Origin of the sequence: Paenibacillus tabacirhizosphaerae (assembly GCF_040812395.1) — a bacterium.
Lineage (GTDB): Bacteria > Bacillota > Bacilli > Paenibacillales > NBRC-103111 > Paenibacillus_E.
In genome coordinates, this window is record NZ_JBFNXH010000013.1 from 29,229 (window position 1) to 48,715 (window position 19,487).

Below are 19,487 nucleotides of genomic sequence, written 5' to 3' on the forward strand. Positions count from 1 at the left end.
TTGCCCTTTAATCTAACCTAGAGGTGATCATCTTGTCGCAAAAGTATCCTCCCATAAGCCCGAAATTACCGGTATTTATGCATGGTGCAGACTACAACCCTGATCAATGGCAGCACGATCCGCAGGTGCTGGAAGAAGATATACGCATGATGAAGCTTGCCAAATGCAATGTCATGGCAATCGGCATCTTTGCTTGGTCGGCTCTTGAGCCTGAGGAGGGCGTATTTACGTTCGGCTGGCTGGATCGTGTGCTTGACACGTTCGCGGCAAACGGTATCTATGCCTGGCTGGCAACGCCAAGCGGTGCCAGACCGGCATGGATGGCAGAGCAATACCCGGAAGTGCTGCGGGTAGGCAGCAATCGTGTGCGCAACTTATTCGGCGCGCGTCATAATCATTGCTATACATCGCCAGCCTACAGGAAGAAAGTGGAAATCATGAACAGCAAGCTGGCTGATCGATATGCGTATCATCCAGCTGTTGTTGGCTGGCATATTTCCAATGAATATGGCGGCGAATGTCATTGCGATTATTGCCAGGAAGCGTTCCGCGACTGGTTGAAACGCAAGTATGTTACATTAGAAGCCCTGAACATGGCGTGGTGGACCGCATTTTGGAGCCACACTTATACGAGCTGGTCGCAAATCGAATCCCCGGCTCCGCATGGCGAGAATCTTGTGCATGCGATGAATCTGGACTGGAAACGGTTTGTAACCGATCAAACCGTCAACTTTTGCGCGCAGGAAATTGCGCCGCTAAAGGCTAAAAATCCAGATTTGCCGGTGACAACGAATCTCATGGATGCCTATGAAGGACTGAATTACTGGAAGTTCGCCGATGTGCTGGATGTCGTATCGTGGGATGCGTATCCGACGTGGCATGACGCCGCAGATCAAAGCAATCTGGCGGCATGGTTCTCCCTCAATCACGATATTTTCCGTTCCCTTAAGGGAGGCCAGCCTTTTTTGCTGATGGAAAGCACCCCCAGCTTGACGAACTGGCAGGGAGTTTCCAAGTTGAAGAAACCGGGCATGCACCTGTTAGCTTCCATGCAGGCTGTCGCGCATGGCTCTGACTCTGTGCAATATTTCCAATGGAGAAAAAGCAGAGGCGCTAGCGAGAAGCTGCACGGAGCGGTTATTGATCATGTGGGCCATGAGCATACTCGTGTATTTCAAGATGTTGCCCAGCTTGGCGGCGCCTTGGAGAAGCTTGCGGAAATAAGGGGCACAACGGTCCCTGCGGAAACAGCGATCCTATTCGACTGGGAGAATCGTTGGGCCGTCAAGGATTCGCAAGGTCCTCGCAATATGGGCATCAAATACGAGGAAACGGTTCTGAGCCATTACCGGGCATTCTGGGATCAAGGCGTACCGACGGACGTGATCGACATGGACTGCGATTTCGGCAAATACAAGCTGATTGTTGCGCCAATGCTGTACTTAGTCCGTCCGGGTGTCGGAGAACGAATCGAGAAGTTTGTTGCTGCTGGAGGTACCTTTGTGACGACATACTGGTCAGGCATCGTGGACGAGAACGACCTTTGTTTCCAAGGCGGCTTCCCCGGCCCATTACGCAAAACACTTGGCATCTGGTCCGAGGAAATCGATGGCTTGCATGACCACGAAGTGAATCGGATGGTTTGGAATGAGGGGAATGCGCTCAACCTTTCGGGCGAGTATGAAGTAAGGGAATTATGCGACCTGATCCATACCGAAGGAGCGGAAGCGATCGCGGTTTATGGGGATGATTTCTACGCAGGCCGCCCGGCGGTGACTGTTCATCAGTTTGGTAAAGGAAAAGCATATTACATTGCGGCTCGCACAGAAGCGTCTTTCAATCGTGCCTTCTATAAGCAGGTTATGCTAGAAGCGGGTGTCGAAGGCGCTCTGCGGAACGAGCTGCCGCCTGAGGTGACTTGCCAACTGCGTACCGACGGTGTCAATGATTATGTGTTTGTTTTGAATTTTAGCAGCAAGGAGCAGGCTATAGCGCTGGACGAAAGATCTTATACAGATTTATTGTCCGAGTCTGAATCCGGGCTAACGTCTAGTTTGATACTTGCGCCTTTCGGCGTTCGCGTATTAAAACGCGGCAGGAAATGACCCCAGACATCGGACTTATCCTCGAAAGATGTTATTCATGTGCGGGCGGGCAAACGGAAGTACTGTACGCCAGAAAATAGGGAGCAAAGCGCCGCGCCGCCGCGGTCGAAAGGCCCGAAAAGGCCTTTACGGAAGCGGATACCGCGGCGGCGGTGGAAAAACCGACCCGTAACGCCCTTTTTGGTCGTTACGGGATCAAAGCGCCGCGATGCTGCGGTCGAAAGGCCCAAAAGGGCCTTTACGGAAGCGGATGCCGCGCCGGCGGCAGAAAAATCGACCCGTAACGCCCTTTTTGGTCGTTACGGGATCAAAGCGCCGCGCCGCCCACGGTCGAAAGGCCCCAAAAGGCCTTTATGGAAGCGGATGCCGCGGCGGGGGCGGAAAAATCGAACCGTAACGCCCTAAAAGGGCGTTACGGGATCAAAGCGCCGCGCTACCGCGGTCGAAAGGCCCCAAAAGGCCTTTACGGAAGCGGATGCCGCGCCGAAGGCGGAAAAACCGAACCGTAACGCCCCTTTTGGGCGTTACGGGAGCAAAGCGCCGCGCTACCGTGGTCGAAAGGCCCCAAAAGGCCTTTACGGAAGCGGATACCGCGCCGAAGGCGGAAAAACCGAACCGTAACGCCCTTTTTGGGCGTTACGGGAGCAAGGCGCCGCGCTGCCGCGGTCGAAAGGCCCCAAAAGGCCTTTATGGAAGCGGATGCCGCGCCGAAGGCGGAAAAACCGAACCGTAACGCCCTTTTTGGGCGTTACGGGATCAAAGCGCCGCGCTGCCGCGGTCGAAAGGCCCCAAAAGGCCTTTACGGAAGCGGATGCCGCGCCGGAGGTGGAAAAACCGATCCGTAACGCCCTTTTTGGGCGTTACGGGAGCAAAGCGCCGCGCTACCGCGGCCGAAAGGCCCAAAAAGGCCTTTACGGAAGCGGGTGCCGCGCCGGCGGCGGAAAAATCGACCCGTAACGCCCAAAATGGTCGTTACGGGATCAAAGCGCCGCGCTACAGTGGTCGAATGGCCCAAAAGGGCCTTTACGGAAGCGGATGCCGCGCCGGAGGCGGAAAAATCGACCCGTAACGCCCTTTTAGGTCGTTACGGGAGCAAGGCGCAAAACAAAATCCTTGTTCATGTCGACGCTGCCGGGCGAATTTCAGTATTTCCCCAAGGGAGTAGAAGACAACACTCATTTCCAGGAACGGGGCGGCGTCGCAGTGGCGAAGCTCGTAGCGGCATGCATCAAAGAGCAGCAAATCATGCCTCTGGCGCTTTACCTTCGCTAGCTGTTTCCTCTATATAGGCAGGCTCAAGTCTTACAAGAGACAGGGGTCTGTCTATTTATTTTGGTAATAGAAACTTACTTGAACAAGGACTAGGGATGTTATAGTATGGGGAACATAGCTCATCATTATTTTTATTTTATATGGAAGGAAATGTTAGGCATGAATGCATTTGCACTATTTATGAAGGCATCCAGATTTAGGGTTGTTCCTGTGATGATCATTCCGGTTATTTTGGGCGGATTGGGCGCGCTAGTGTGGAATCAAACCTTTCATCCGGTGCTTTTTCTGCTTACATTGATTGGGGCGATTGCTACACATTTGTTTTCAAACATGATTAACGATTTATGGGATTTTCGTAACGGGATTGATACGGCTGCCAAAGAAACAACGGCTACCATTTCGACGAATTCGGGCTTTCTGGCAAATGGGACGTTGGCTGAGCGCACGTTTAGCAACCTGACTTGGGCACTTTTCGGAGTAGCTCTCATTTGTGGTATTATTTTAAGCGTTACAAGCGGCTGGTGGGTGCTGCTTCTTGGCGCGATAGGCGCACTAATTGCCTATTTTTATGTGGCTCCGCCAATTAAGTTCGGCTATCGCGGGAAAGGTTTCAGCGAGGTTGCGATTTTGGCGTCTTTTGGCATTTTGCCTACGATGGGAAGCTATTACGTACAAACGATGCATTTCGATGTCCGTCTGCTGTTGCTCTCGCTTCCAATTGGGCTGCTGACCACATTAATTTTATTTAATCACCATTTTTTGCACTGGCAAGCTGACCAAATTTCAGGCAAACGCACCTTGGTTGTGGTCTGGGGTGAAAAGAAGGCGTTACGTTTTTCCAAATTTCTGCTAGCGATAGCTTGTCTTGCTCTAATAGGATGCGCCGTTCTAAACATCTTTCCTTATTATGGACTTCTTGCACTTATACCCGTCCTGCCCTTGTTGCGCGTATATGGAAGTTTGAAAGCCGAGAATGTTTCTCACGCTTATTTGCCGCTAATGGGCGCATCTGTGAAAGCGACGACGCGCAGTGGTATCATTATGATATTGGCTTTACTGTTGAAAGCCTTCATTTAACCAATAATTCAGACAAAGCGAGGATCCCATTTATGGAAAAGCAAATAACGATTGGTGATTTTCACACGATATTATCCGAAGGCGAAGTATGGAAAATTGGTGGCTTCCCGCTGCCGGACGGGACATTCTGGGAGTTCCGCGAACCGAATGCGGTTGTTATTGTACGCAATGGTATCCTGTATGCTCGCGCTCCGCTAAGCCGTAAAAACGATCATATTCAGTTTCTGGACAATGCCAAGCATATGTACTATTCGGCTCAAGAAATCGATGTGCCGCAAACAGGCGAAATCAGCTTCGAACTGCAAATCCGCGCACGCACCCAAAACACAGCGCCGAACGATTTATATGACGGATTTGTATCGCTAAATTTGCTTGATTTCACGACTGGCGCGGCGCTGGACTTTTTTGCCGGCAACGATAAGTACGCAAGCGTCTATGCGGTCCTGCCGTTCCCAGGCGTACAAGTGCCGGAAACGGATAAAACGCGGTTTTTTTGTATTTTTAAAGAAGAAACAAACTTTATCCCGCGCGAGTTCAATACGTACAAAATTACGTATCACCGCGGAAACGACGAAGTCGTCTTCTATCTCAATGGACAAGAAGTCCGCAGGGAAAAGGATGTGCCGATTAAGTTCAACCGTTTTACGGTTGCGCTGGGGCTCATGACCGAAAAGGATCTAACACCTCAAGGCAGCGTCTCGCTTCACGGCCAAACGATAATTGGCGAATGGTCGCCGGTTACCGTGACGATCAACGAGTAAACTCAGCTCGCTTGTCCCGAGCTGCCAGCGGGTGAACAAGCCCGTAACGCCCATTTGGGGCGCTACAGGCTAGGGCTCGCATGTTTGGGACCGGCCGAAAGGTCCCAAAAGGCGCTTACAGCTCGCTTGTCCCGAGCTGCCAGCGGGTGAACAAGCCCGTAACGCCCTTTAGGGGCGCTACGGGCTAGGGCTCGCATGTTTGGGACCGCCGAAAGGTCCCAAAAGGCGCTTACAGCTCGCTTGTCCCGAGCTGCCAGCGGGTGAACAAGCCCGTAACGCCCTTTAGGGGCGCTACGGGCTAGGGCTCGCATGTTTGGGACCGCCGAAAGGTCCCAAAAGGCGCTTACAGCTCGCTTGTCCCGAGCTGCCAGCGGGTGAACAAGCCTCTAACGCCCTTTAGGGGCGCTACAGGCTAGTCTCGCATGTTTGGGACCGCTGAAAGGTCCCAAAAGGCGCTTACAGCTCGCTTGTTCACGCGGCGGGACATGATCGTGGTTATGAAGATTCTTTCTCATCGTAGAATCATCTATAGATAAGTCGTCTTCTGTTCATAGGAAGTTCGTGTCGTCGTAGGCGTTTCAGAAGATGGATATCCGATAAAGACGGTTCCGACTACTTTTTTATTTTCGGGGGAGCCGAGGAATTGATGCAGCCGTTCATCCCGCACGAGGCCAATGCCGCGCGTTCGCCAAACAAGCCCGAGACCAAGCTCCTGCGCGGCAAGCCACATGGAATGAATGGCACAGGCAGCCGCATACTCATTATCTTCGGAAGAGGCTTCGTCGCCGGGAATGAGATCGGCAGTAACCACGATAACGAGGGGCGTGTTTTCTAACACAAGCAGTGATTCTTTCACCAAATGTGGCTTCGTTGGGAAACGTTCTTCGAGAAATTGCTTGGCTAATAGCTCGTACTTGGATTTGGCTTCGCCGCGAATGACATAAAAGTGCCAAGGCTCCCGCAGACGGTCATTCGGAGCCCAAGTTGCGGCTTCAAGCAGCAATGCAATTTTGCTGTCTTCAATCTCGCGCCCTTCATAGTTTCTCACTGCTCTGCGCTGCTTCAATAGTTCGATTGCCTGCATATCGACAACAACCCTTTCTTCTATACGCTTTGATTCTCGTATTCTATCATATAGGGCGCAGAATATGAACTTTCTGCCCGACCCCATTGACTTATCAAACAACATCTAGTAATTTGAATTCAAACAAGGGTACGAAAGGGCTGTCCTTATGCCGCTGCGAACGGAACAACAACAAGCAGAAATCATCAGAGAATTTCTCCTTCATATGGGGCAATCCTTACAGCAGTATCAGTACAGTTTTGCGTGCAGCGCGGAGCTATCCCGACACGAATTCAACGTGTTATACATTCTTCGGCTGCGGGGGGCTATTGTCGTGAAAGAAATCGCGCATGAATTACCCGCTGTTTCCCTGAGCACGCTAACCAGGCTGCTGGATAGCCTAGAGCAGAAAAGCTACATCGAGCGCAAGCTCGATCCTTGCGACCGCAGAAGTTTTATCATTTCTCCCACAGAGAAGGCGCACCAGTTGATGGAAAATTTTCCGCAACACTGCGAGTGCTTCGTCCAGCGCATTACACAATCGCTCACATCGGAAGAGCAGACGACATTGTCAGAGCTTTTCGTCAAAATAAAAGCTCACCTGTAAAGCTAAAACCAGTCCTCATCCTGAGACTGGTTTTTTTATTTGCACGAGGCCTTCATTTTTGTTATCAGTCGAAGAGAAATGCTATTTTCAAATGTACAGGCAATGTGAACTTATGAAATCGTAAAGCAATTCCGATTTGCACGCTCTTGCCTATGGGTGAATACAATCAAGTATATCCATGAAATAATCCAGAGGAGATGAACCCCATGCTAAGTGTTCAGGATGCAAACACAATAATCGAATTTCTATCCGCTGCTTATAATGCTACACAGGATGACGAAGCAAGAGCGGAATTTCACCGGCTGGCGAACGAGTTGCGGAAAGCTTCCGGACAACCGCTTTCTTGATGATGGATAAACTCCAGGAATGAGGGGCGGCTTTGATGCCAAAAGAGACGTATGTGCTGCTTGTCTTGATTTTGTTTATATTATTGAGTTTGATTCTGGCGCTAATCTTTTAAAATAACAGCCTGCTGCGAATGAACCACCGCAGCAGGCTGTTTGTGAATAATGGCCTTAGAAGCCTTTGTATTGAGGCTCTTCGGATTCTAATTGTGAAACGCGGGAGGAAACTTGATCGACGATGTCTTGCGTCGATTTGGCGGCAGTTTCAAAAAGCTGTTTTGCTTCTTGGTTCTGTGTGCTTAATGCAAAAGTTTCTAAGCTCGCTTGAGCGCTTTTAAGGGAGGCCAGCGTCGTTTTCACTTGTGCAGCTACAGTCAGGATAATCACCTCCTTCGTTAGTTGGTTCTGCCAGACACATTAACGTAGCAACATAACTGCGTTCTATGTTCAGCAAAAAACAATTGCGCTCATTAATATGCCCGTATTGGTGATCTCCATAATTGGAAAATAAATCCTTCCTGAAATGATGATAGTTGCTCTTTAATCAGCGCATAATGATTTTGACTGGAGCAAAAGGCAAGGGAGGAAAAGTTGTGCCGGATTGGCTGCATATTGTAATCAGAGCATTGACCACGCTCATTTTTTTATTTGTATTAACAAGGATTCTGGGGAAAAAACAAATATCCCAACTTACTTTTTTTGAATATGTCATAGGCATCACGCTCGGTGATTTAGCTGGTAACATTTCGACGGATGTGGAGAGTCACTTTGGACATGGGATCATTGCTATCCTTGTTTGGTGCTTTGTCCCCTATATTCTGGAAATATTGACGCTCAAAAGCAAAACGCTGCGGATCTGGTTCGAAGGTAAAGGGACCGTTATGATAAAAGACGGCAAAATACTGGAAGACAATTTGAAAAAAGAACGGTACACCGCTGACGAACTGCTTGAGCAGCTCCGCACCAAAAGCGTATTCCGGGTAGCGGATGTAGAGTTTGCGATGCTGGAGGCTAGCGGGGATTTGAGTGTCCTGCTTAAGAGCGAATACCAGCCGTTGACGCCCAAACATATCGGCATGAAGCTTGTAGCGGACAAGCCAGCGCAAGCCGTCATTATGGACGGCGTTATTCAGGACGAGCCGCTCGCTGCTGCTGGCAAAGGACGGGGGTGGCTCCGGGCAGAACTGGAGAAGATCGGGGTAACGAAAGAAAATGTGTTCCTCGCCCAAGTGGATACACATGGGGATTTAACAGTAGATCTGTATGACGACAAGCTCAAAGTGCCGGAACCGACGCAAAAGCCAATGCTTCTCGCCACCTTAAAGAAATGTGAAGCGGATTTAGAGCTATTCTCGCTTACCACCCGACATCCCGGGGCCAAACAAATGTATAGCGATTGCTCGGAGCAGATGCAAAAGGTCATTCAGCAAATGAGCACGATTCTAAGAATGTAGAGCAGGAGGGAACGTATGGCCAACAACAAAAAGAAAAATATGACGATGACGCAGCAGGAATATCAAAAGCTGGCCAAGGAAAAAGAGCCGAAGCGACCTGTTTTGCAAAACTGTATTCGTGCATTTATAGTTGGCGGCTTTATTTGCTTGATCGGCGAATGTCTGATGCAGATGTTTATTAAATGGTTTGGCTTTACAGAAAAAACGGCAGGCAATCCGACGGTTGCTGTGTTGATTTTTATTTCTGTCGTGTTAACCAGCTTTGGCATCTACGATAAAATTGCGCAGTGGGCAGGAGCGGGGACTGGCGTTCCCGTTACCGGCTTCGCCAACTCGCTATGCTCAGCCGCTATCGAACATCGCGCCGAAGGATGGGTGCTTGGCATTGGCGGGAATATGTTCAAGCTCGCAGGTTCCGTCATTGTGTTCGGGACAGTCGCAGCTTTCTTCGTGGGCATTGTGCATCTTATCTTTATGGGAGGGAGATGAGATCATGCTGAAGGGGCATCAAAGCTGGATTTTCGAAAATCGGCCGGTCATTCTTGCCACGGGAACGGTCGTTGGACCTGATGAGGGACTGGGTCCCATCGGTGATGATTTTGATATCGTTCACGGCGATCTGACGGTAGGCCAGAAAACGTGGGAGAAAGCTGAGAAGGCGCTGCTCGAAGAGGCGGCGCAGCGTGCGCTTGACAACGCCGGTTTGACTGGCGGGCAGATCCAGTTCTACGTCGGGGGTGATCTGATGAATCAGATCATCTCCAATACGTTCGCTGCGCGGACGCTGAACATGCCGTATCTCGGCATATTTGGCGCCTGCTCGACGTCAATGGAAGGGCTGGCGGTAGCTGCGCAGCTGCTGGACTCAGGCGCCGCCAACTACGTGATGGCGGGGACCTGCAGCCACAACTGCACAGCGGAGAAGCAGTTCCGGTATCCGACGGAGTACGGCTCGCAGAAGCCGCCGACGGCGCAGTATACCGTGACCGGCGCCGGCGTCGCCGTGCTGGGCAAAAAGGGGGACGGCCCTGTCGTCACCTCGGCTACGATTGGCCGGATCGTCGATATGGGCATTAAGGATCCGTTCAATATGGGAGCCGCGATGGCCCCGGCTGCCGTTGATACGATTCAGGCTCACTGTCGTGATCTGGGCAGAGAGCCCGGTTATTACGACCTGATCGTGACCGGCGATCTGGCCACTGTAGGGCATAATATTGCGAATGAACTGTTCAAGAAGCACCATTTTCCTATCGAGCAGACGACTTACGACGATTGCGGATTAATCATCTATGATGTAGACAAACAGGCTGTGCAAGCCGGAGGGAGCGGCTGCGCCTGCTCGGCGACAGTGACTTACGCGCATCTGCTTAAGCGGATCAAGAAAGGCGAGCTGAAACGAATCCTTGTCGTAGCAACCGGAGCGCTGCTGTCGCCGCTCTCTTTTCAACAAGGAGAGAGCATTCCCTGTATTGCACACGCCGTTTCAATAGAGTCTGGAGGGCTGTACGCATGAGTTTTTTTTGGGCATTTGTGATTGGAGGCGCAATTTGTGTATTTGGTCAGCTGCTGATGGATGTTGGCAAGCTCACCCCGGCGCATACGATGAGCACCCTTGTCGTGTTGGGCGCCATCGCGGACGGATGCAACCTCTATGATCCGTTCATCGAATTTGCAGGTGCAGGAGCAACGGTGCCGATCACAAGCTTCGGCAATGCGCTCGTACACGGCGCTCTAGAGGAGTTGCACAAAGATGGCTATATTGGGATCATTACCGGTATTTTTAAAGTAACGAGCGCTGGCGTCTCTGCGGCGATTATTTTTTCTTTTATTGCGGCCATTCTGGTTAAGCCCAAAGGCTGAACGAGCAGCTTTAAAAAATAGGAAAGACAAGCCTCTTCGGATGAAACCGAAGGGGCTTGTCCTGCGTCTATACCTTCGTAAGAAGCAAAATGGTTATATTTAACAAAGAAATTTAGAGAAATTACAAGTATACGGACGAAAAACTTTCCTGTACACTAGATTTACACTGGATTACCTATATTTTCTAAAGAATATTGGCTAACACCCGTGAATTCAGGTTATAAAAAGCAAGCGCTTTCTCACGATAAGGAGGATCAGACATGGAAACTGCCACTGGGCATCACGTAGAAGTTCTAGCTAGACTCAAAGCCAATTTAGAAACATGCATTCTCGGCAAAAGCGTAGAGATCGAATTGTTGATCACCGCGATGCTGGCCGGCGGTCATGTATTGCTCGAGGATGTGCCAGGAACGGGCAAAACGGTTTTAATTAAAGCCTTAGCTCGCTCGATTGACGGACAATTCCGCCGCATCCAGTGTAATCCGGACTTATTGCCTTCCGATATTACAGGTGTTTCCATATATCATCCTAAAGAAGAAAAGTTCTTATTCCGTTCCGGTCCGATTATGACCAACATTCTCCTTGTTGATGAAATAAACCGGGCTACAACCAAGACGCAATCTGCGCTGTTAGAAGCTATGGAGGAGCAGCATATTACCGTGGACGGGGATTTGTACGAACTGCCCAATCCATTCATGATGCTGGCGACGCAGAATCCGATTGATTTTGAAGGAACTTATGTCCTGCCGGAGGCGCAGTTAGATCGATTCATGATCAAGCTCAGTCTGGGGTATCCGAATGAAGCGGCCGAGAAGATGATGATCGTGTCGCAAAGCAAGTCACATCCGATTGAGCATCTCCAGACTGTCATGGAGACGGGGCATGTGCTCGTGATACGGGAAGCCGTTCGCAATGTGCATATGGACGATGCTGTGGCTGAATATCTCGTGACGATATCAAGAAAGACTCGGGAACACAAAGGCGTTTTCCTTGGAGCCAGCCCGCGGGCGACTTTATCGCTCGTACTTGCCTCCAAAGCGTATGCCTTCCTGAACGGAAGGGATTATGTCATCCCTGACGATATAAAATATTTGGCGCCTTACGTTCTCGGACACAGAATGATCCTGCATTCTGAAGCCCGGATGGATGGAACAACCGTCGCCTCTGTTCTGGGATCCATTTTCGAGCAGGTGCGTGTGCCGGTGCGATTGGAGAAGTGAGCCGCATGAAGCGTCTTTTCTTGAAGCGATTTGGGGAGCGTCCCCGTATGTCGGGAGCTTTATGGCTGCTTGTTTCCTGTTTGATCGGAAGCTTGTTTTTCCTCCTGTTTCAAGGGGGGAAACTGGCTTCCATGCTGTTTATCATCATAACGGTTCTATCTGTCTATCTGATATTGGGCAATTGGAGCGGAGTCAAAAACACGCAGGGGGTACGCCGGCTTCCGAATGCTCAGCAGGATGCTGCAATTGAAGCAGGACAGTCCCTTCAGATTGGCGTTCAGGTGCAAATACCAGGATTTTGGCCGATTCCTTACGTCATGATCAGAGATAGACTTATCCGCCAGAACGGGGAAGAGTCGGTCTTCGAGGGGTCTTTGGTTCCGGACTGGAAACGAAGAGGTGAGCTTGTTTACAGCACGCCGCCATTACGGCGCGGATTATATCGATTTGGCACGATCGAGTGCTTGACGGAGGATGTTTTTGGCTTTTTCCAGCATAAAGGCCGTTTAGAGCTGCAGGACCAGGTGACCGTCTATCCGCAAACCGTGCCGATTCGGGAATGGGTTCAATTTCATCAGATGTTAAAAGGCATCCAGCACCACTCCGCAACAACGCGCGTACACCGGGAAACAACGCAAATCAACGGCGTTCGGGAGTACATCTATGGAGATCGCTTGTCGCGCATTCATTGGAATGCGACAGCGAAAACGGGCACGTGGAAATCTAAAGAGTTTGAGAGGGAATCCTTACCGAAGACGATCATCATGTTGGATCGAACCGCCCGGGCTTATCGGGATGCGGCGGAGTTTGAACTCGCCGTGTCGGTGGCCGCTTCGTTGTTTCGATACGCCTCAAGTCGCGAGCTTGCGTTAGGGCTGTTGTCTATCGGCAAGGATGCCACCTATTTGGAAGCTAAGATGAGCCAGAATCATCACAAACAAATCATGAGCCACCTGGTAGGCGTCGAAGCGGACGGGACTCATCCCTTAATTCATACCGTGAAAGAGAAATCCCGCCAAATGCCGGCAGGCAGCTTCTTTGTTCTCATTTCTCCGCAAAAGGGATCCGTGATGATGCAGGCGCTGAACCACCTTGAGCATCTACATATGAATCCTTGCCATATTTGGATTCATGGCGCGGCTTCCGGAGCAGTCAAAGCGCAAACGGCAAACCCCGCAAACGGACAAGAGGACTGGATCAAGATCATGCGCGCGCAAGGCTACACAGGCTATGAAGTCAGGCAGCTGAACGAACTCTCCAACTTGTTGGGAGGGGTGAAGCGATATGCATAACTCCATTTGGGTTAGAGCTATTCTGAGTGACTGGCCTAGGCGATTGACGGCCATAATAACCGGCCTGTTCCTCTTTCAATTCGTGTTCTGGATTCAAAAAGAAGATGGTCTTTGGCTGCCGGTAACGTCTGCACTAGTCAGCGGGACATTATGCATCAGTATTCTGGCTTATATGGTACCGCGTTTGCCACAGGTGTGGCGGCTTCTGGTTCAATTGGTTGTTATCGTGGCGATGCATGCTTTCGCGCTGGACTATCATTTCCTCGCCATTAAGCTGAAGTCCTGGAAAGATATCCTGACGTGGTTCGTAATCAACGCCGGACAAATGGGTCCATTCATCTGGTTTAGCTTATCGGCATGGCTCATTTATGAATTCGCAATGTGGGCTGTACAAACCAAATTCCGCATTTTTGTGATGATTTTGATAAGTGTTTTATTTTTTGCCGTCCGGGATTCATTTAGTGTTGTTTTTCTTTGGCAGCAAGTGGCGATTGTGCTTTTCTGCGGGTTTACGCTTCTCATTTTGCGCCATTTTACAAATTTAAAGCAGCGGGCGCCAGTCATCTGGGAAACCATTATTGAATATCCAGCTTCCATTGGAGTGCCAATTGTGCTTATTATTGCAGCGACCTTATGTGTTGGCGCGATTTCACCGACGATGAGTCCGATTCTAACAGATCCTTATACCGCTTGGAAAATAAGCCACGGCGAGTCTGTTCCTATGTTGGGCAAGGGCATTAGCACTTCCGCCTCAACCATGGACGCGTCCTCTGGTTACAGCCGGGATGACAGTAAATTGGGCGGCGGATTCCGGTACGACTATACGCCAGTTATGACAGTAGATACGAGTAAACGAACCTACTTCAGAGGCGAGACTCGTTCCTTGTATAATGGAAAGGGCTGGGAGCTAAGCGCTGCCGAGAAGAAGCTTACGTTTACTGGCGTGGGCAGTAATCCGCTTGCGGTTGATGAACGATGGAATGTATCGCTATTGACCACGAAAGAGGTCACGCAGAGCGTGACCATGAACAGAGATGAAGTTTTCCCTGTCCTGTTTGGAGGCTTTGCGATTCAAAAGGTTGAAGAGATGAATAAGGGAGAAAACCCCTTTCAGCAGTTGAAGTGGTCTTCACGTCAATCTGAGCTTCGTTTCGCAGACAAAGGCAATTATCCCAAAGACTATAAAATTACAACGCAGGAACCGATCCTCGATGAACCGGGGCTTCGACAAGTGACGTCAGACTATGCGCAGCGTCCAGAATGGAATGAATATTTGCAACTCCCAGCTGAGCTTCCTGAGCGAGTCAAGCAGCTAGCAGTCGAAATCACGAAGACGGGAACGAATCCCTATGATCAGGCGAGGCTTATTGAGAGATATTTGAAGGAGCACTTCCCCTACACGAATACGCCGGATGAAAGCAAGGGAAAGAGCAAAGATTTCGTAGATCGCTTCTTGTTTGAAGTTAAGCAAGGCTACTGCGATTACTACTCTACGTCGATGACTGTGCTCGCGCGAAGCATTGGGCTTCCGGCCCGCTGGGTTAAAGGCTACTCGTCTGGCACGACTCCGATTCCTGATTATCTCAGGGATTACGGCGCTTTGAGTCAATTCGGCCCAGACATCGATCCAGATGCAGCCGGCACCTATACGGTTAGAAATTCAGATGCCCATTCTTGGGTGGAAGTTTATTTTGATGGCTATGGCTGGATTCCCTTCGAACCGACATCGGGATTTACGCTTCCCAAAGTATTTCCTGAAGTGAAGGCGGATCCGATTGACCTGTCCGCGGAAACGAATATCCCGGCGGGCACCACTGAAACGGGTGGAGGGAAGGCTATTTTCTGGTTATGGCTGGCGTTTGTTCTAGTCGCGCTTGTCATTCTGGTTGTCGCAGTAGTGTTCCTTCGTAGAAGCAACACTTGGAAAGTTTGGCGAACACGCCGGAAGCATGCGCATGCGATTAATTTTAACCAGAAGATTATTATTGAATTTGAAAAGCTGCTTCGTATCAGCAGACGAAAAGGCTTCATACGATTTGAGCATGAAACGATGCGCGAAGCTACGGCGCGATGGTCGAAACAAAGCAAATGGATGAAACAGGAGCTGGACACGGTTCTGCTGCTCTTCGAACGCGCGAAGTACAGCCAGGCAAACTCCACGGAGCAAGACTACTTGCAGGTAACCCAATCTGTAATCAAACTAAAAGAACAAATGAAATAGGGACAGAAGCCACTCGCCACGAAGGGGGTGGTTTTCCCTATAAGAGGAGAAAATAATCCACGCTAAGCAGGCTTCCCCTTCCGGATAAGTGATAGGAGTGATGGGGAATTAGCCGCATCCCGTGGGAAAATATGTTCTTTTCTTTTTGCAACAAAAGGGTCACTATGGTATAGTTTCATCTATATGTCGAGGAATCAGGTGGAGGGAATTGGTTTGCTGAAAAAGCTCGTGCCCAGACAGTCCGTGCACACGATTTATGATATCGATGTCGACCATTTATGGAGTTTCGGCGTTCGTGGCATCATTACAGATCTGGATAATACGCTCGTTGGCGCGCGCGACCCGCATGCGACGCCAGAGCTGATAGAGTGGCTGAAACGCGTACAGCAATTAGGGTTCAAGGTTGTGATTGTATCGAATAATCATCGTGGACGAGTCTCCACCTTCGCAGAGCCACTCAGCATACCGTTTATTTATCGTGCCAAGAAGCCAACGAATGTCTCCTTTCACAAGGCGATGCAATTGCTTGGAACGAACGCACGGCAAACGGCCGTCATTGGCGATCAAATGCTGACGGATGTCCTAGGCGGCAATCGAATGGGACTCTATACGATTCTGGTTCAGCCGATTTCAATCCGGGACGAAGGCTTTTTTACGAAAATCAATCGCCGCATTGAAAAATTGGCCTTATCCATGATGAAGAAATAACGCTTAGGAGGATTCATGAGTAAAAACGAAGCTACGCACTGTGCCGGTTGCGGCATCGTGCTGCAGACGGAAGATTCGGGCAAGCTTGGCTATGTGCCTGCAGGAGCTGTCCAGAAGGAGCCGGTAATCTGCCAACGCTGTTACCGTATTAAGCATTATAACGAGTCATCGAGCATTACGCTGAAACAGGACGATTTCCTTAAACTGTTAGGCCATGTAGGCCATACAAAGGCATTGGTTGTCAATATTGTTGATATCTTTGATTTAGAAGGCAGCATGATCTCCAGCTTGGCCCGATTTGTCGGGAATAATCCCATTCTGCTGGTTGTTAACAAAATTGATTTGCTGCCCAAGGTGACGAATCCGAATAAAATCATTAATTGGGTTCAGCGCCGGGCAAAGGAGCAAAATCTTCGTGTGGTAGACATCGTGCTGTGCAGTGCGAAGAAGAACATGGGTTTTGAGCGCGTGATTTCAGCTATTGCTGAGTATCGCGGCAAACATGATGTCTACGTGGTAGGCGCAACGAATGTTGGGAAATCAACACTCATAAACCGTTTGATCAGCGATTACAGTGATCTGGATGCCGAGCTGACCACCTCCCAATATCCGGGGACGACGCTCGATCTGGTGAAAATACCGCTGGACGACGGTTGTTTTATTGTAGATACGCCAGGGATTGTCTATGCGCATCGCTTGACTGAAGTGGTGACGAAGCGTGATTTGTCGCAAATTATGCCGGATAAGCCGCTCAAGCCAATGGTCTTTCAATTGAACGAGAGCCAGTCGCTGTTCTTTGGGGCGATGGCCCGTTTTGATTTTATTAGAGGTGAACATCAATCCTTTACATGCTATACGTCAAATGCCATTCAAATTCACCGCACAAAGCTGGAGAAGGCGGATGAATTATATGAAGGGCATAAGGGGGAAATGCTTGCTCCACCTCGGCTAGCCGACTTGGATGAGCTTCCTAAGCTGGTTAAGCACCCCATTCATATTCCGAAAGGGAAGAAGCTGGATGTGCTGATTTCAGGGCTTGGCTGGATCAAAGTAAATAGTGAAGCAGGAGCTGATCTTGCTGTTCACGCACCGAAGGGAATTAAGGTTATCGCGCGTGAGTCGCTAATATAGGGGGAATCTTCGCATGGAGAACAACCGGACGTTAGACAGCCATACGATTTTATATGGGGTATTCGGAGATCCGATTCGGCATTCGCGTTCGCCGATCATGCTGAATCGGGCTTTCCAGGAGACGGGCTTGAACGCAGCTTACGCAGCCTTTCACGTTAGCCCGTTAGAGCTTGGGGATGCGATTCGCGGCATTCGCGCTCTGGGCTACCGTGGCGTGAATGTGACAATACCGCACAAAGTGGAAGTCATGCAGTACCTTGATGAAATCGATGAAGGCGCGCAGGTCATCGGGGCTGTAAATACGATTGTGAATGATAATGGCCGACTGAAAGGCTACAATACGGACGGAATCGGCTATGTGCGATCGTTGAAGGAAGAAACAGGCATTGAGCTTCAGGGGAAAACCGTACTCCTGCTTGGCGCCGGTGGCGCTGCAAGAGGCGTTGCTTATGCGCTCGCCAAAGAGGGAGCGGCATGCATTTATATCGCCAACCGCACTAAAGAGCGGGCCTTAGAACTTGCCGATGCGATCAGCTCATTTACGCGAACTGAAGGTATTGGCCTGGATGAGATCGATCGTGCCGTACACGAGGCTGTATTGGTTGTGAATACAACCTCAGCAGGCATGCATCCCAATGTAGACGAGCTGCCGATGCCGATCGATTCTCTGAGCGAGCGCCATTTGGTTAGCGATTTAATCTATAATCCGCGTATTACGCGATTTCTTCGGGAAGCTGAGCTGAAAGGCGCGCGCATTCACGGTGGGCTTGGCATGTTTATTTATCAAGGCGCCTTTGCATTTGAATATTGGACTGGCACCGCTGCGCCCGTTGCGGCGATGAGACAAGTGGTAGAACAGTCGTTAGCTGAATAAGAATAGAGGGACATCCATGTTAACAGGTAAGCAGAAACGTTATTTGCGCTCACTCGCGCATCATTTAGATCCGATTTTCCAAGTTGGAAAAGGCGGCGTCAACGATCATTTGATTCGCCATATTCAAGAAGCAATTGAAGTTCGAGAGTTACTTAAAATTACGGTACTCAATAATAGCGGGGAAGACCGAAATGAAGTGGGCGCTGAGCTATCGGAGAAGTCGGGCGCTGAGCTCGTGCAAGTCATTGGTAAAATCGTCGTCCTGTACAAAGAGTCACGCGATAATAAAAAAATCGAACTGCCGCGTTAAAGAGGTGGAAGCATGCTGGTCGGAATCATGGGAGGCACCTTCGACCCGATCCATACCGGTCATTTGATCGCAGCGGAGCGGGCGCGGGTGGAGGTAGGACTGGACGAAGTGTGGCTGATGCCGGCGGGGGTACCGCCGCACAAGCCGAACCCGCCTAAAGCGACAACCCGGCAGCGCTGGGAGATGGTATGCCTGGCAGCGGAGGGGAATCCTTTTTTTCGGGGGATTGATATCGAAATCAGCAAAGGCGGCGTATCCTACAGTATCGAAACCGTAGAACTGCTTCGTTTACAGTACCCGGATACGGATTTCGTCTACATTATCGGCGCAGATATGGTCTTGTATTTGCCGAAGTGGCACCGAATCGACGACATTGTGCGGCAAATTAGGTTTGTCGGTTTAGCCCGGCCGGGCTATGAACTTGATTTGGATAAAATACCGCCGCATATCCGATCAGCGGTTACGATTGTACCCATGCCTCTCGTCGAAATTTCCTCAACAGCTATTCGGGAGGAAAGACTGCGAGGCGGTTCGGTACGCTATCTTGTAACAGAAGCTGTGCACGACTACATGGAGGTGAACCGCTTGTATGAAGCGTGAACAACTAATGGCTGCCGTCAAGGAACAGATGCCCGAGAAGCGCTGGCTGCATACGCTTGGCGTGATGGAAACCTCCGTTATCCTGGCGGAGCGTTTCGGAGCTGATCCGGTGAAAGCGGATTTGGCCGCGATTCTCCACGACTATTGCAAATATTGGCCCGTGCAGGAACAGGCGAAAATTATTCGCGAGAACGATCTTCCGCAGGACCTGCTCATGTATGACAAAGAACTTTGGCATTCGCATGCCGGAGCTTTTATAGCCCAAACACAATTCGGGATTAACGATGAGGAAATACTAGATGCAATCCGCTATCACACGTCTGGCCGCGAGCGCATGACCTTGCTGGACAAAGTTGTTTGCTTGGCAGACTACATGGAGCCTGGCCGTGATTTCCCAGGTGTGCATAATATTCGTGAAATCGCTGAACATAGTCTTGAGAAGGCGCTTATTGCCGGCTTCGACGCTACGATCAGCTTTTTAGTCTCCAAAGGGAAACGGATTTATCCGCTGACGATTTTGACAAGAAATGATTTGCTTGAACAAGTGCAAGCGTAATAGCACGAAAATAAGAGACTTTGAGCTGGGCT

At 50.1% G+C, this 19,487-nt stretch carries 20 protein-coding genes; 18 read left to right on the forward strand and 2 right to left on the reverse strand.

The genetic code is table 11. The features are described 5' to 3' along the window. Positions 1–77 precede the first annotated feature (77 nt). From ABRS97_RS20380 to ABRS97_RS20390, 3 genes are all read left to right on the forward strand, one after another. The gene (locus tag ABRS97_RS20380) at positions 78–2,105 is read left to right on the forward strand and encodes a beta-galactosidase (protein ID WP_367817218.1); all 2,028 of its coding nucleotides are present in this window, start codon (positions 78–80) and stop codon (positions 2,103–2,105) included. Positions 2,106–3,536: 1,431 nt separating this feature from the next. Beyond that, the gene (locus tag ABRS97_RS20385) at positions 3,537–4,454 is read left to right on the forward strand and encodes a prenyltransferase (protein ID WP_367817017.1); all 918 of its coding nucleotides are present in this window, start codon (positions 3,537–3,539) and stop codon (positions 4,452–4,454) included. A gap of 32 nt (positions 4,455–4,486) precedes the next feature. After that, positions 4,487–5,215, forward strand: coding sequence for a DUF6081 family protein (locus tag ABRS97_RS20390; RefSeq protein ID WP_367817019.1), 729 nt, complete (start codon positions 4,487–4,489; stop codon positions 5,213–5,215). A 526-nt stretch (positions 5,216–5,741) separates the two neighbouring features. Here ABRS97_RS20390 and ABRS97_RS20395 read toward each other — a convergent pair. Next, positions 5,742–6,299 carry a nitroreductase family protein gene (locus ABRS97_RS20395; protein WP_367817020.1) on the reverse strand — a complete coding sequence of 186 codons (558 nt, stop codon included), beginning with the start codon at positions 6,297–6,299 and terminating at the stop codon, positions 5,742–5,744. Between the two features lie 148 nt (positions 6,300–6,447). Between ABRS97_RS20395 and ABRS97_RS20400 the strand changes: the two genes are divergently transcribed. Beyond that, the gene (locus ABRS97_RS20400) at positions 6,448–6,885 is read left to right on the forward strand and encodes a MarR family winged helix-turn-helix transcriptional regulator (protein ID WP_367817022.1); all 438 of its coding nucleotides are present in this window, start codon (positions 6,448–6,450) and stop codon (positions 6,883–6,885) included. A gap of 206 nt (positions 6,886–7,091) precedes the next feature. Next, positions 7,092–7,232, forward strand: coding sequence for an N-acetylmuramoyl-L-alanine amidase (locus ABRS97_RS20405; RefSeq protein WP_367817024.1), 141 nt, complete (start codon positions 7,092–7,094; stop codon positions 7,230–7,232). A 168-nt stretch (positions 7,233–7,400) separates the two neighbouring features. On the opposite strand, the gene ABRS97_RS20410 is transcribed toward ABRS97_RS20405, so the two are convergent. After that, the gene (locus ABRS97_RS20410; protein ID WP_367817220.1) at positions 7,401–7,607 is read right to left on the reverse strand and encodes a DUF1657 domain-containing protein; all 207 of its coding nucleotides are present in this window, start codon (positions 7,605–7,607) and stop codon (positions 7,401–7,403) included. A gap of 176 nt (positions 7,608–7,783) precedes the next feature. On the opposite strand from ABRS97_RS20410, the gene ABRS97_RS20415 reads away from it, so the two are divergent. The 13 genes from ABRS97_RS20415 to yqeK all read left to right on the forward strand — a co-directional run bounded on the left by ABRS97_RS20415 (position 7,784) and on the right by yqeK (position 19,455). Further along, positions 7,784–8,683, forward strand: a complete 900-nt coding sequence (locus ABRS97_RS20415) for a DUF421 domain-containing protein (protein WP_483312482.1) — start codon at positions 7,784–7,786, stop codon at positions 8,681–8,683. 15 nt (positions 8,684–8,698) lie between these two features. Continuing rightward, positions 8,699–9,172, forward strand: a complete 474-nt coding sequence (gene spoVAC / locus ABRS97_RS20420) for a stage V sporulation protein AC (protein WP_367817028.1) — start codon at positions 8,699–8,701, stop codon at positions 9,170–9,172. A gap of 4 nt (positions 9,173–9,176) precedes the next feature. Next, the gene (gene spoVAD / locus ABRS97_RS20425) at positions 9,177–10,196 is read left to right on the forward strand and encodes a stage V sporulation protein AD (RefSeq protein WP_367817221.1); all 1,020 of its coding nucleotides are present in this window, start codon (positions 9,177–9,179) and stop codon (positions 10,194–10,196) included. Beyond that, on the forward strand, positions 10,193–10,543 hold the full coding sequence (gene spoVAE, locus ABRS97_RS20430) for a stage V sporulation protein AE (RefSeq protein WP_367817030.1): 351 nt from the start codon (positions 10,193–10,195) through the stop codon (positions 10,541–10,543). The genes spoVAD and spoVAE overlap by 4 nt, the downstream gene beginning before the upstream one ends. Positions 10,544–10,803: 260 nt before the next feature. Further along, positions 10,804–11,763, forward strand: a complete 960-nt coding sequence (locus ABRS97_RS20435) for an AAA family ATPase (protein WP_367817032.1) — start codon at positions 10,804–10,806, stop codon at positions 11,761–11,763. Positions 11,764–11,810: 47 nt separating this feature from the next. After that, positions 11,811–13,055: a DUF58 domain-containing protein gene (locus ABRS97_RS20440; protein WP_367817034.1), complete on the forward strand. Its 1,245-nt coding sequence runs from the start codon at positions 11,811–11,813 to the stop codon at positions 13,053–13,055. Next, positions 13,048–15,276: a DUF4129 domain-containing transglutaminase family protein gene (locus tag ABRS97_RS20445; protein WP_367817035.1), complete on the forward strand. Its 2,229-nt coding sequence runs from the start codon at positions 13,048–13,050 to the stop codon at positions 15,274–15,276. Before ABRS97_RS20440 ends, ABRS97_RS20445 begins: the two co-directional genes overlap by 8 nt. 213 nt (positions 15,277–15,489) lie before the next feature. Further along, positions 15,490–15,984: a YqeG family HAD IIIA-type phosphatase gene (locus ABRS97_RS20450; RefSeq protein WP_367817037.1), complete on the forward strand. Its 495-nt coding sequence runs from the start codon at positions 15,490–15,492 to the stop codon at positions 15,982–15,984. A 15-nt stretch (positions 15,985–15,999) separates the two neighbouring features. Beyond that, positions 16,000–17,115 (forward strand): ribosome biogenesis GTPase YqeH, encoded by a 1,116-nt coding sequence (yqeH, locus tag ABRS97_RS20455; protein WP_367817039.1) that lies wholly within the window; start codon positions 16,000–16,002, stop codon positions 17,113–17,115. 13 nt (positions 17,116–17,128) lie between these two features. Beyond that, on the forward strand, positions 17,129–17,989 hold the full coding sequence (aroE, locus tag ABRS97_RS20460) for a shikimate dehydrogenase (protein WP_367817041.1): 861 nt from the start codon (positions 17,129–17,131) through the stop codon (positions 17,987–17,989). A 16-nt stretch (positions 17,990–18,005) separates the two neighbouring features. Then, positions 18,006–18,299 (forward strand): ribosome assembly RNA-binding protein YhbY, encoded by a 294-nt coding sequence (yhbY, locus tag ABRS97_RS20465; RefSeq protein WP_367817042.1) that lies wholly within the window; start codon positions 18,006–18,008, stop codon positions 18,297–18,299. A 12-nt stretch (positions 18,300–18,311) separates the two neighbouring features. Further along, a complete protein-coding gene (locus ABRS97_RS20470; protein WP_367817043.1) occupies positions 18,312–18,899 on the forward strand; it encodes a nicotinate-nucleotide adenylyltransferase in 588 nt (195 codons plus the stop codon). Next, positions 18,889–19,455 (forward strand): bis(5'-nucleosyl)-tetraphosphatase (symmetrical) YqeK, encoded by a 567-nt coding sequence (gene yqeK / locus ABRS97_RS20475; protein WP_367817045.1) that lies wholly within the window; start codon positions 18,889–18,891, stop codon positions 19,453–19,455. Before ABRS97_RS20470 ends, yqeK begins: the two co-directional genes overlap by 11 nt. Positions 19,456–19,487 lie beyond the last annotated feature (32 nt).

What these genes read in the sequence shown, in the direction of transcription:
- ABRS97_RS20470 (WP_367817043.1), top strand. Translation starts at nt 18,312, where the DNA reads ATGCTGGTCGGAATCATGGGAGGCACCTTCGACCCGATCCATACCGGT.
- spoVAC (WP_367817028.1), top strand. Translation starts at nt 8,699, where the DNA reads ATGGCCAACAACAAAAAGAAAAATATGACGATGACGCAGCAGGAATAT.
- ABRS97_RS20440 (WP_367817034.1), top strand. Translation starts at nt 11,811, where the DNA reads ATGTCGGGAGCTTTATGGCTGCTTGTTTCCTGTTTGATCGGAAGCTTG.
- ABRS97_RS20435 (WP_367817032.1), top strand. Translation starts at nt 10,804, where the DNA reads ATGGAAACTGCCACTGGGCATCACGTAGAAGTTCTAGCTAGACTCAAA.
- yqeK (WP_367817045.1), top strand. Translation starts at nt 18,889, where the DNA reads ATGAAGCGTGAACAACTAATGGCTGCCGTCAAGGAACAGATGCCCGAG.
- ABRS97_RS20380 (WP_367817218.1), top strand. Translation starts at nt 78, where the DNA reads ATGCATGGTGCAGACTACAACCCTGATCAATGGCAGCACGATCCGCAG.
- ABRS97_RS20385 (WP_367817017.1), top strand. Translation starts at nt 3,537, where the DNA reads ATGAATGCATTTGCACTATTTATGAAGGCATCCAGATTTAGGGTTGTT.
- ABRS97_RS20405 (WP_367817024.1), top strand. Translation starts at nt 7,092, where the DNA reads ATGCTAAGTGTTCAGGATGCAAACACAATAATCGAATTTCTATCCGCT.
- ABRS97_RS20390 (WP_367817019.1), top strand. Translation starts at nt 4,487, where the DNA reads ATGGAAAAGCAAATAACGATTGGTGATTTTCACACGATATTATCCGAA.
- spoVAE (WP_367817030.1), top strand. Translation starts at nt 10,193, where the DNA reads ATGAGTTTTTTTTGGGCATTTGTGATTGGAGGCGCAATTTGTGTATTT.
- yqeH (WP_367817039.1), top strand. Translation starts at nt 16,000, where the DNA reads ATGAGTAAAAACGAAGCTACGCACTGTGCCGGTTGCGGCATCGTGCTG.
- ABRS97_RS20415 (WP_483312482.1), top strand. Translation starts at nt 7,784, where the DNA reads ATGATTTTGACTGGAGCAAAAGGCAAGGGAGGAAAAGTTGTGCCGGAT.
- aroE (WP_367817041.1), top strand. Translation starts at nt 17,129, where the DNA reads ATGGAGAACAACCGGACGTTAGACAGCCATACGATTTTATATGGGGTA.
- yhbY (WP_367817042.1), top strand. Translation starts at nt 18,006, where the DNA reads ATGTTAACAGGTAAGCAGAAACGTTATTTGCGCTCACTCGCGCATCAT.
- ABRS97_RS20445 (WP_367817035.1), top strand. Translation starts at nt 13,048, where the DNA reads ATGCATAACTCCATTTGGGTTAGAGCTATTCTGAGTGACTGGCCTAGG.
- ABRS97_RS20400 (WP_367817022.1), top strand. Translation starts at nt 6,448, where the DNA reads ATGCCGCTGCGAACGGAACAACAACAAGCAGAAATCATCAGAGAATTT.
- ABRS97_RS20395 (WP_367817020.1), bottom strand. Translation starts at nt 6,299, where the DNA reads ATGCAGGCAATCGAACTATTGAAGCAGCGCAGAGCAGTGAGAAACTAT.
- spoVAD (WP_367817221.1), top strand. Translation starts at nt 9,177, where the DNA reads ATGCTGAAGGGGCATCAAAGCTGGATTTTCGAAAATCGGCCGGTCATT.